This window comes from Aneurinibacillus migulanus, from assembly GCF_001274715.1.
GTDB classification, from domain to species: Bacteria; Bacillota; Bacilli; order Aneurinibacillales; family Aneurinibacillaceae; genus Aneurinibacillus; species Aneurinibacillus migulanus.
The window spans coordinates 777224-788458 of the sequence record NZ_LGUG01000004.1 but is presented as its reverse complement, the minus strand read 5'-3'; the positions used below and the strand labels follow the sequence as shown (position 1 = coordinate 788458).

14 protein-coding genes and 2 pseudogenes are annotated in these 11235 nt (G+C 39.1%); 4 read left to right on the top strand and 12 right to left on the bottom strand.

Annotated features, from left to right (window positions below; genetic code table 11):
• Positions 1–53: 53 nt before the first annotated feature.
• Together istB and istA are read right to left on the bottom strand one after the other, a co-directional pair.
• Positions 54–818 carry an IS21-like element helper ATPase IstB gene (istB, locus tag AF333_RS05575; protein ID WP_053432660.1) on the bottom strand — a complete coding sequence of 255 codons (765 nt, stop codon included), beginning with the start codon at positions 816–818 and terminating at the stop codon, positions 54–56.
• Positions 818–2044 carry an IS21 family transposase gene (gene istA / locus AF333_RS05570; RefSeq protein ID WP_053432659.1) on the bottom strand — a complete coding sequence of 409 codons (1227 nt, stop codon included), beginning with the start codon at positions 2042–2044 and terminating at the stop codon, positions 818–820. Before istA ends, istB begins: the two co-directional genes overlap by 1 nt.
• A 111-nt stretch (positions 2045–2155) precedes the next feature.
• Here istA and AF333_RS31510 point away from each other — a divergent pair, with 111 nt between their 5' ends.
• The gene (locus AF333_RS31510; protein WP_080787742.1) at positions 2156–2308 is read left to right on the top strand and encodes an IS3 family transposase; all 153 of its coding nucleotides are present in this window, start codon (positions 2156–2158) and stop codon (positions 2306–2308) included.
• Positions 2309–2544: 236 nt separating this feature from the next.
• On the opposite strand, the gene AF333_RS05565 is transcribed toward AF333_RS31510, so the two are convergent.
• The 3 genes from AF333_RS05565 to AF333_RS05555 form a co-directional block, all read right to left on the bottom strand.
• Positions 2545–2820: a hypothetical protein gene (locus AF333_RS05565; RefSeq protein ID WP_043066277.1), complete on the bottom strand. Its 276-nt coding sequence runs from the start codon at positions 2818–2820 to the stop codon at positions 2545–2547.
• Positions 2821–2975: 155 nt separating this feature from the next.
• Complete coding sequence (locus AF333_RS05560; protein WP_052812099.1) at positions 2976–3620, bottom strand: hypothetical protein; 645 nt, start codon at positions 3618–3620, stop codon at positions 2976–2978.
• A 267-nt stretch (positions 3621–3887) separates the two neighbouring features.
• A complete protein-coding gene (locus AF333_RS05555; RefSeq protein WP_043066278.1) occupies positions 3888–4208 on the bottom strand; it encodes a hypothetical protein in 321 nt (106 codons plus the stop codon).
• Between the two features lie 123 nt (positions 4209–4331).
• Here AF333_RS05555 and AF333_RS34720 point away from each other — a divergent pair, with 123 nt between their 5' ends.
• On the top strand, positions 4332–4505 hold the full coding sequence (locus AF333_RS34720) for a hypothetical protein (protein WP_235496160.1): 174 nt from the start codon (positions 4332–4334) through the stop codon (positions 4503–4505).
• Here AF333_RS34720 and AF333_RS05550 read toward each other — a convergent pair.
• The 7 genes and pseudogenes from AF333_RS05550 to AF333_RS37320 all read right to left on the bottom strand — a co-directional run bounded on the left by AF333_RS05550 (position 4474) and on the right by AF333_RS37320 (position 9640).
• Complete coding sequence (locus AF333_RS05550; RefSeq protein WP_043066279.1) at positions 4474–4827, bottom strand: hypothetical protein; 354 nt, start codon at positions 4825–4827, stop codon at positions 4474–4476. The genes AF333_RS34720 and AF333_RS05550 overlap by 32 nt on opposite strands.
• 344 nt (positions 4828–5171) lie before the next feature.
• Positions 5172–5657: a GNAT family N-acetyltransferase gene (locus AF333_RS05545; protein ID WP_043066280.1), complete on the bottom strand. Its 486-nt coding sequence runs from the start codon at positions 5655–5657 to the stop codon at positions 5172–5174.
• A gap of 304 nt (positions 5658–5961) precedes the next feature.
• Positions 5962–6216: pseudogene (locus AF333_RS05540) on the bottom strand (chloramphenicol acetyltransferase); the annotation flags it as partial.
• Positions 6217–7485: 1269 nt separating this feature from the next.
• Entirely contained in the window at positions 7486–7818 is a 333-nt protein-coding gene (locus AF333_RS05535) for a hypothetical protein (RefSeq protein ID WP_043066281.1), read from the bottom strand.
• Positions 7819–8172: 354 nt separating this feature from the next.
• A complete protein-coding gene (locus AF333_RS05530) occupies positions 8173–8646 on the bottom strand; it encodes a hypothetical protein (protein ID WP_043066282.1) in 474 nt (157 codons plus the stop codon).
• 195 nt (positions 8647–8841) lie between these two features.
• Entirely contained in the window at positions 8842–8982 is a 141-nt protein-coding gene (sda, locus tag AF333_RS31505) for a sporulation histidine kinase inhibitor Sda (protein WP_080787740.1), read from the bottom strand.
• 209 nt (positions 8983–9191) lie between these two features.
• A pseudogene (locus tag AF333_RS37320) lies at positions 9192–9640 on the bottom strand (ArpU family phage packaging/lysis transcriptional regulator).
• 691 nt (positions 9641–10331) lie between these two features.
• On the opposite strand from AF333_RS37320, the gene AF333_RS34715 reads away from it, so the two are divergent.
• Positions 10332–10505 (top strand): hypothetical protein, encoded by a 174-nt coding sequence (locus AF333_RS34715; RefSeq protein ID WP_235496157.1) that lies wholly within the window; start codon positions 10332–10334, stop codon positions 10503–10505.
• Between the two features lie 346 nt (positions 10506–10851).
• On the top strand, positions 10852–11010 hold the full coding sequence (locus AF333_RS34710) for a hypothetical protein (RefSeq protein ID WP_235496153.1): 159 nt from the start codon (positions 10852–10854) through the stop codon (positions 11008–11010).
• Positions 11011–11235: the final 225 nt, after the last annotated feature.

The following is an 11235-nucleotide window of genomic DNA, read 5'->3' as shown; positions in this document are numbered from 1 at the left end:
TGTCAATGCCGTTTTCAAATTCCCGCTTTTCTCCGAAATCAAATTCCCTCTTTTCAACGTTCTAGGGTAGCGGGCAGAATGCCCGCTTTCTGTTTTTCCTTTAAACGATACGAATTACCCTTGATATTAAACGTAGTAACGTGATGCATAAGTCGGTCTAATATAGCTGTTGCTAATACCTCATCCCCAAATATTTTTCCCCATTCAATATACGACTTGTTAGAAGTTAAAATGATGGAACCTCTTTCATATCGCTTGGAAACCACCTGAAAAAAAAGGTTGGCACTTATTTCGTCAAACGGAAAATAACCTACTTCATCCATAATCAACACGTCGGGGCGTAGCCAGCGTTGTATACATCGTTCCACCGTTCCTTTCTCCTGTGCCTTCCGGCACGAGGAAACAAAATCGGCTGCTGTCACAAAGAGAGTAGAGTACCCTTGAGTAATGGCTTCCATGCCAAAGGCGATAGCTAAATGTGTTTTTCCCACACCTGGTGGTCCAAGCAGCACAATATTTTCGCCACTTGTAATGTACCGACAGGTGACAACCTCTTTCACTCGTTTTTCCTGGATACTGGGTTGAAAAGAGAAATCAAATTCATGAACCGTTTTACGAAATGGGAGCTTCGCTTTCACCATCCTTCGCTGAAAGGCAACAGATTCTTTCTGTTCGATTTCATGCGTAAGAAGGGTGTATAAAAACGCCGAATATGTTACATTATTTTTAGATGCGTCTTCTAAGAGACCATCCAGTTGATTGGCAGTATAGTGCCAGCCAACTTTTTTCAAGCGCTCAACTAGAAGTGAAGTGTTCACTATGATTCACTCCCTTCTAGTTGTTCATACACCTGAAGGGAACGTCGTTCCACTTCAAGGGCATCGGGCTGAGTGTGACGGGTCGCCAAACCACTAGTGGTCACGTTCAGCCCTTTATAATGCTCCAACTGTGCATGGTAGCGGAGCTGCCCTTTCAGGAGTGGATGTTTTGCGATGCATTCGTATTCATCGTAGACCTCAATATGTTGATCTAACGTTTCTTTTACTTTCACTTTTTGTCCTGCGTACCGGAAAGGTACAGAATACTGCTTGCCTCGATAGGAGATAAAACAATCCTTACTGACCTCTCGTACTTCCCAATGTGTAATCGGAAAGAGCGGTTTTGTGGCCCATTTTCCTAAGCGTGCTTGCTCCACTTCAAATCGTTTAAAAGGTGATTCGAGCGTTGTTTGATTAGGTCTTTGATTCGCCACTTCATCCAGCCATACACGAATGTCTTCGTTTAATGCCCGTAATGTGGGTTCGTGTTTTCGTTGGAAAAAATTCTTCTTTAAATATCCTACAACGTTCTCTACTTTTCCTTTTGTTTGCGGTCTCTTTGGACGACACGCTTTCGGTGTGATGCCATAGTAAGCAAGAAAATCTTCAAACCTTCGGTTAAATCGAATTTCCACTGGCGTATGTCGAATAACAGCTGTCTTCATATTGTCGTAAAGAATTTGTTCAGGAACACCATTAAAGTAGGCGAAAGCATTCATGTGGCATTTCATTAAGTTCTCTAAATCCATACTTGTTGTAAACTCGATGTATTTCATTCGGGAATAGCTAAGTACCATGACAAAGGCGTACACGTCTTTTAACTGCCCGTCCACTTCATATTTTCCTACATAACCCCAATCCATTTGAGCTTGCTTCCCCGGTGGTGTTTCATACCTTACGGTCGCTTGTTTCTTAGGCTGAGCCCGGTAGGGCTGTACAAAATCCCGTAAAATTGTTGCCTTTCCCTCATATCCCATCGCTTTAATCTCATCGTAAAGAACAGAACAGTTTGTCGTTCCTTCTTGGATTCTCTGAAGTATGTAGGTTTTAAAGGCGTCAAGCTTTCCAGGTTTTTTCTCTCTTTTCTTCCTCTCTGGTAGTTGATCCTGATTTAAATACTTTCGAATTGTTTTTGGGTCAAAGCCCATTTCTTCAGCAATAGCTATTTGTGTCCAGCCCTTGTTATGTAATTCTCGAATCATAAAAAACTCCCCAATCTTGACCATCGTTTCTCCACTCCGTGATGTAAAAGTTTCAAAACGATTATCCGTTATTTTTGGGGAATTTGAAAACGGCGTTATTAGGGATTTTACAACCGTTACTTACATTGGGGAACACTGAAATGTGAAAAGTATTATTTACATCAATATAAGACGTTTGAGGAACTTTCTCTGGCGATAGATGAGTACATCCATTTTTATAATTATGATAGATACCAAAAACGATTAAACGGCTTTAGCCCTATGGAATATAGAGCTAAAGCCGCTTAAATCATTTTTATTATTTCCATTGTCTACTTGACAGGGTGCAGTTCATTTACGTGGTCGGCGTAATCTATATACATCTGATTTGATAAATCGACAAATTCTTGTGGTGAAAGAAAAGAAGGAAGGGCGGTGGGTGGGAGCGGTCGGAAAAAGACACGTCCGCCTTTTTTCTGCCGGGGCGCAGGGCATATCTACCCTCTTCTTTCTCCATCTCCCCTACTTCCAACCACGCTACCATGTTAAAATATTAACCATAACTTATATACATTGCTACCGGCAAGAACAGCTACATTTCCGCCCCGACCAATCCTCTCGAAGTAGGCATCTTCGTCTGATTGGACCATCGAGGCGGTGATAAAGGAGTTTTGCAGGCGGTTGTATCTACAGGCTACCCACTCCATGAAGCGCATCGCTAAACCTTCACACCATGCCTCTACTGCTCGCGGAAATTTGTTCTTTGTGAATGCGAGCAGTTGACGGCTGTCTAATCCTTTAATGACAAAGCCATCTGCCATGTATTCACCCCATTTCTGGCAATAGAAAAAGGAGACTGTACGTACAGCCTCCCCAGGATGTCGAGAAATATCTATTTTTAAAATGACATGTATAAGAGTGTATAAAGTGAGAGCATGATATTGTTAATAAGAAGCTGATCTTTCAAAATATTAAATCAATATATTTTACCGACTTCATTACAATGAAACTCTATAGTGAACGCTTTCTCATTGGATAAACCATTTAAACTATAAATACCTTCAATGCGAATGCTATATGTTCGACCACCATCTATTAAAGAAGCCTCATAAGATGTTTGCTCCCACGTGCCAACAGAACTTGCGGCTTGGGTTGAAATATTTTCTAATTTTCCAAACACTTGACGGTCATGGTATGCGTTGTATTGCGTTTCAAATTTACCTGTAACCTCAATTTCACGAATAATATCAGGAATATAAATGTATGTTGTTTTTGTCGTTTCTCCATTTAAATTCCTAACTACTTTATTGGTAGTTGATGATAGAGCATTTAATGTTTCACGTTCAACTGTCAAATATCTATCTACCATATTTTGAATCCTTGCTTCATATTCTTTTGGTTCAACCCAATCTTCTGGTTGAAACTGTTCCATTGGCAGCACTTCAATATGAATACCTATTTTCTTCTGCATCACTTCTTCCACAATTTCCACATACTGCTTATAATATTGTTGTTTTTCCTGTTCAGTAAGTGAATTTGTAGTAGCCGATCCGACACTTGTCGTTCCTAACAATGATACTGAAATTACCAGCGTTGCAATGCATTTTAAAATTTTAACCATTTTCCCCCCCTTAGAACGCAATTATAAACTAATAATTCACACCTGTTGATTATCCATAAGGTGGAAGAAAGAAGGTGCACGCGCAGACGTGTTCCCTTCATTTTCGTCCTTTGCGCTACACGCTCCACACAATAAAGAAAACTTAGCTGGGGCTGTAGGCAACAGCTCTAGTTGCCCTTATGCAGCTTTGCTGTAGAAAAACAAAGGGGATGCACGCCATATGCGTGATTCTTTTCCACCCACTTATGGATACCAAGGGTATTTTATTTAGTCAACAATAACAAAATCAAGCAGTTCCCAATCTTCCGGGTCGTCACTCTCGTAATCCTCATACGTTACCATAGCGTTTTTATTTACCAAGGTTTGGTTTAAATACTTGGTAAGCGCCTTGTCTTCTTTAAGTGCAAAGACCAGACCATAATGCCAGAACTCTTCCTGATTTTCATCAACTGTTTGGATGTAATAAGCTTGTGCCTCTGCATCATAATAGACCTTTTTGATTGTTGCTGGTTCTGTGTACTCTTGTGCAGAAACAAGTCCAGGAAGTAAAAGAAATACAAATAAGAAAGCGATGACGGCTTTTTTCATCCTATTTCCCCCTTTTTTCTATCATTTTACCAAGAAAGAAAAGAAAATGGAAAATATTTCTGATAAACTAAGCGTCATTTGTCGCTTCTATATACATCTGATTTAATAAATCGACAAATTCTTGTGGTGAGAGGGAAGAAAAGAAGGAAGGGCGGTGGGCGGGAGCAGTCGGAAAAAGACACGCTGGCCTTTCTTCTGTCGGATCGCAGGGCCCATCCAACCTCTTCTTTTTTCCGAATCGCCTCCTTCCCACCACACTCCTCTGTCAAAATATCAAGTGTAATTTATATAGTGTAATTTCATAATGATGGATGCCCTCTGTCTTCATAACCGGATACGGTTGGACGGCACGGTACTTATCCAATACTACACCGCCACCCGTTACAGTCATAACATTTCCCATCATAATGTCTGGAAAAAGGGTATGTATGACGTTTCTTACTCCATCTCGTATAGCTGTTGCTGCTCCCGTCTTGTGCCCGATCGTCACCACACCGTGCCCCAAACGGGCGTCGGTTCGTCTCCCGCACGGAAGCGTAGAGGGCCGCTTTTTACCCCTACCAAGCGGCCTGTCCCTTCCTTGTGAGGAAAAGACGAGGGAGCACGCCGACGCGTGCATCTTATTTCTTCCGATATATGGATAATCAATAGGTGTGACACAATATAAAATAATAGGTTGAGTTATTTGTTTTGCGAATGGACAGCAGAGCAAAACACGCCCTGCTCGTTCCATTGCCTTGTGTCCATACCCCGCTTCACGTCCGGAACACGTTTAGCATCACCCACTAGACGCTACCCCAACAAGGTATATTATGGTCATTAGCAGGAGTTTTATTCCAAAAAAATGCATCATCTGCACATTACTTGCTTTTCCTTGTCCACTAAAGCCGCATTATCTCACTTCTTCAGTAACCGATGAATGAACAACCACCCTTTTGGTTTCTTATTTACCTAAAGGAATGTTTAAGAATTTTTAATACCATAAATCGCTTGTTCTTCTCCAAACCTTTGTACGGTTTGTACTAATTCCATACCCAATCTTTCTAAAAGCCTACGAGAGGCGTTATTAGCTGTTTGTGTCTCAGCAATTACTTCTGGTAAATTTAGTTGATTAAATGCATAGTCAATAATCTCTTTAACTAATTCAGTAGCATACCCAGCTCCCCACCACTGAGGAAGCAACTGATATGAAACTTCAGTGCTTGTACCATCGTGATGAGTGTCCAGAGAAATCAACCCTATAAACTCATTACTATGTTTTTCTCTAGCAACCCAGTATAATGAGTCTATTGTGGGTTGAACCATCTTAAAAAAGCTTTTTTTAATCGTCTCTTCTTTCAAAGTTCCTCCGAGATATTTTCTTACTTCCTCATTAACATATAGTTTTTTTACATCTTCATAATTAGCTTGTTGTAGTTTGGTAAGTAAACATCGGTTTGTTTCAAGCAAGAAACCATCTCCTTTAATTTTGTAATTAATACCTTAATTATTAAATATAACCAGAAGGCTATTTAGATCGTCAACAGTAATTATAGCTATATACTCATTCGCATATTTCTTCTTTATCGCTTACTTTTACTTACTCTTGTTTATTTATGAAGATAATCGATACACCGCCTGCAACCCCTGTTACCTTCAAGAATTAATAGTGGTTTTTTATTTAAGAATTATCATGGTATACTGCAACCCTTTTTAATAATCACAATAAAAAATGAGTGATGGACAAAAAATCGATTCCTCACTCATTTTTTGATTATTTATGTTGGTTTACCAGATTCCTTAGTTGCTTCACATCATTGCTACACAAGACTGATATGGATTTAGTGATTTCTTCAATATCCCATTCCCACCATTGGAGTTGAAGGAGCCATTCAGTTACTTCTTCATTGAATCGATTTCGGATAACCGAAGCGGGATTCCCACCTACAATCGTATAAGGCTCCACATCTTTAGTTACTACGGAGTTTGTTGCAATGATCGCTCCATCGCCAATATGAACTCCGGGCATGGGAAACACACTATTTGGATTTGGACCATTCATCATACATGTCTCTTCCTTTTTACCAAATTATATTTCACTTTGATTGTAACAAAATTCCTTTCTTTTAATCTATCGTTGGAGCCCCGAGTCAATCCCCAACCGATATACTGTCTCCTATGGGCCGGTACTGAAATCAGTTCCCACCCATGTCTTATAGTGATTCAGAATGCCAACGATAGAACAGAGTAGGAATTTTTGTCTAGGTGCTCCAACACCGTGTAAAAACAATATATTGATTTCCTACTACCTCATAGCAACCTTTCCTTTCTTGTTTATACGTCTGCATCCCGCCTGCATTTATCAACGTATTTTCCCTCCCAATAAAAAAACTGGCTATCGTACTGTAAACAGTTTTATATGCTAAAATAAGGGAAAAAGGAGGCGCCAATGAAGAATATAAAAGTATGAATTTTAGGGATTTTACTTTTTTTGCTTATCATTCAAATCGCACCTCTCCTTATAGCAAGCTGGGGATTTAAAAATTTTGGATTGCTATAACTACATCTCTAAATCCAAAACATATCCGCTTCCCTTGTTTTCTACCAACGAAAAAAGCGCAACTATATAAATTACACTTGATATTTTGACAGGGTAGCGTGGTTAGAAGGAGGCGATTCAGAAAAAGAAGAGGTTGGATGCGTCCTGCGCTCCAGCAGAAGAAAGGCAAACGTGTCTTTTTCCGCCCTTCCTTCTTTTCTTCCCTCTCACCACAAGAATTTGTCGATGTATCAAATCAGATGTATATAGTTAGCTACGCCCCTTTGGTTGATATCCTGGTTTACTCCGGTACCAGGAGGCCGCTGCGATTCGTTCCACTTCATTGCATTTGCCCCTGCAATAAACGTATGTCATGAACGATAAGGGAGGAGTGACGTATAAAGGCATAAGAAAAGCCGCCTCAAAAGAGAAGCGGCTATCTGATTTATTCGGTTGCCCTTAGTTTATCATGCTGTAATCTAGATAAGCAAAAAGTGTGGGAGGTATTGGTTTTTTAACACCCGTTGCGAAAAGAGATTTTTGTTACAATAAGTTCGTAAATAAAGGGTACCGTCACATATCTATGAAGTTAGCTAAAAGAAAAAGAGGAAAGTGGGGGAAAGCTCATAGTTTTTATAACTACAAATGCCGGCACCCTATATCTTAGGGATTACCGGCATTTTTGATTAAACGGGGCTTAATACATGAAATCTGTTTTTTGATGTTATTTTCTAGTTCATATTATATTAAAACTTTATTTTAATATGTAGCAGTAATATACCATCTAGCTACAAGGTTTCCGTCTCTATCATATACTCTGCCTTCAGCGCTCCCTGGTCCGTAAGCCGTAACTTTACCTTTTGAGTTTACATATATTTCATCGGAACTATATAATTCATATTCATAACCACTACCTTGCGGGAGCATGTCCCAAGATTCACCGACTTTGATTCTCATAAATTCGCCTGGGACATATGCCGATACTGTAGAGACATTTGTAGTAGTATCTGCCGTTGTAGAAGCAAATGCCGAGCCTGTTAATCCAGCCATTAAAGCTAGTCCACATAAACTACCTACTAAAAATTTCTTCATAAAGCACCTCCCATTTATTGTAATTACATTATATTACATAAATTCCATAATCTCAATATTTTTATTTGAAAATATATTTTTGTTAGTATGCCAATAAGAAATAAGGCGTTCTTATTAAGGGAGCACTATTTCTTTTGTCTTTTTTAGATAGGTTATTCTTTTCCGCAAACGCATCAACCCACTTCACCTTGTTTTCAAAACGTTTTAATCGTCCATTTAGCCGCTGCCACGCCTGAAAGTTTTTACGCTCTGTTCCAAACACTAGATTGTACGCTTTTTGACTATTAAAGTACGGAAAATGGATAACAAAAAAGCCACTCCGAAGAGTGACTACTATCTACTTTCAAATTACAATTAGCGCATGTTACTGATAATTGAATTTCTACTATCCTGCATCTTTTTAACAAAGTCCGTCATAACATCAAATGCTTCATTACGCTTGTTCGAAAGACTCTGAAGTCGTAGCATATCCATTTGTGCAGCAGAGCCCAGAGAATCGATTTGACCTTTTAAACTTTCAATTTGTTTTTGTAATGCTTCTTTTTGTTTTTCATCCCGGGTATTATCTAACTCTCTTTTTAAATCTCCCAACTGCCGATTTAATTCAGTAATTTGATTATTTCTCTGCTGAACTTCTTTCATTTGATTTTGTAATTGAGAATCTAACAGTTGTTGCCTTTGTGATTGAACAAGCATTAACGCTGTCTCTATACCCATATTGCTTAAATCAATTCCATTTAAATGACCAATATTTGCAGCTGATACAACTCCTGCACTCGAAAATGCCATTGTAGCAACCATAAGTCCACCGATTACCTTTTTCTTCATGCTTCTATCTCCTTAATATAATTTCTAAGCAATTATATTATCGGTACTACGTTGGTCATAGTTAAAGTTACAACAGTCATAAATAAAGTAACAAAAAAACCGTTCCCTTGGAACGGCCCCTTCGCTTATCTTCTAACGCTATCATCATATCATATTTCTATCGCTACGACTTCTCACTTCCATATCAAGAATATACTAGAATCGAATGCCCCTTCTTATTAATTCCGCTTTAATCAACTGTATAAAATCACTTTCTAGATCAAGAGAGATTGCTTGCATATATATTTTTAATAACTCTTCATTGCTTAGTAAAGATAAAGCATTTTTTCTTTTCATTTACTCTCTCCCTTTCTAAAAATCCGTAATTAAAAAAGTAAAATAAATATAACTCATTCATTTTAAGTTAAATAGTAAGCTTTTTTAATTATATGTATCAAATTCGTACAGCAAAACCAACGAAATGATATTGTGCATCTGTTTAAAAAACAAAAAGACCGTTTCTCTTTCAGAAACGGCCGCACTCGTCTATATCATCTTTTTTCTCCTTACGCTGGCACTGGGTCTGGATCCTCAAACAACACTTCCAGCTTCAACATAAACGCCAGCTTATAAAACACCCTTGCCTTTATCCGTGTATATGTCCGTTCACTCAGTCCTACCTCACCAGCAACGATATAATCAAAGCTCTCGTCTTCTAAATGGCGCTTCTCTCAATAAGCTCCTTTCCTTCTTGCCTAAAACCGGCTCATCGCCTGTTCCACACGTTCTGTCAGTGTCCTAATTTCTTCTTCCTTATCTACCAAACAGCACAGTCTGCTGCTGTATCGGCTGTTTTGTTCGTCGTACCATGATACCTCGCTTCATAGGCAGAGGTGTTCTTCATCTTCCGACGAACAAAGCCGATCGGCTTGTAAATACGCGCCGTCTCCAGTGCTTCTTCAACCCTATTTTGCGCTGCCTTCCGATCAATTTTCGGCAAAAACGACATTTGCATAACGACTTCCCCTTTTCATAGTAAAATATTCCTGCAGGTAAGAACAGGGAGTCCCTTATCGGTTGGCAAACTGAAAGGTTTTTTTTACAATTAATTAGCTTTTTTTTCCTTTAAGTGTGGTATAGTTAAAGTCGTCTAGTTTTAGACACTTTTCTACGTCTCTTCCCCTCTCCTCACCGTGAATCTGGAGAGGGGGCTTTTTTGTAACTTTTTGGTTAAGGCCTCGTATAGAGAAGTGTATTATCCTCCTCTGTCCTATCCCTATGGTTGACAAATTGTAGGGATATTTTTTATTTGAAACTTTTTCTATTTATGACTCGTATTGTATATTACGCCAGTATTTCTTTATCTTTCTTCTGTAGTTAGCAGACTACAGAAGAACTTCATGTTTATTTCCTCTGAACCTGGGGAATATATTATATAGGTAATAGCATTATGATTTATTCCCCTCAACGGTTCCCCCTCTATAAAGGAGGGGATATTTTTTATTTCAACACTTCATTAATCCGAGAGTGAATAAACTGCCTGTCATTATTCCAGCTATAAGCATCATGATCCCTAATTTCTCTTAAAGCTTTTTTGCATCGTTCAACCTCAGCTAATAGCCAAGCAACATCTGGTTCATGGTGACTCAAAAACCTACTGTACTCTTCACTACCTTTAAGTCTATTATCGGTTCTATACATCTGATTTGATACATCGACAAATTCTTGTGGTGAGAGATAAGAAAAGAAGGAAGGGCGGTGGGCGGGAGCGGGCGGAAAAAGACATGTCCGCCTTTTTTCTGCCGGGGTGCAGGGCGTATCCACCCTCTTCTTTCTCTATCTCTCCTACTTCCAACCACGCTACCATGTCAAAATATTAACTGTAACTTATATAGTATCCTTTCATTAGCATAATTGGGACCAGAATTACGCCGACCTACGTCGGCCCTTTTATTGCCCGTTTGTCCTTTTTTCCCTCACTATTTTTATCTAGCAAAATATACTAGCAGTATCCCGTTCTTGAGATGCCACATCCATTCGTTAATTGCCGGACTCGTTCCGGCCCTTTTTATTTCCTTTTATTAATTTCCTTATTTACCCATTTACCTAAATATGGTATATTGAAGGTGTGATTGCTTCACAAACAACCTTCTTTTCATTGCCGGCCTTGTGTCGGCCTTTTTATTGTGACTATATACATCTGATTTAATAAATCGACAAATTCTTGTGGTGAGAGGGAAGAAAAGAAGGAAGAGCGGTGGACGGGAGCAGGCGGAAAAAGACACGTTTGCCTTCCTTCGGCTGAAGCGCAGGGCGCATCCAACCTCTTCTTTCTCTCACTCTCCCACCCCCAACTACGCTACCATGTCAAAATATCAAGTGTAATTTATATAGTTCTCTTACTTATCTTAAAAATGATAGGGTGATTTTATTTATGAGCAAGATATATGAGTTTGTCTTAAACTATCCTGCAGTCGGCTTTATTGTAATAGCAATCTTACTTCCTGTTTTTTGTTTCTCTATACCGTTCTTAGTTGATAAACTAGTACGCAGAAAGAAACCAAAAAAATAAACGCTTAACTCATCACTTTATAGGCCACCCACCGAGCC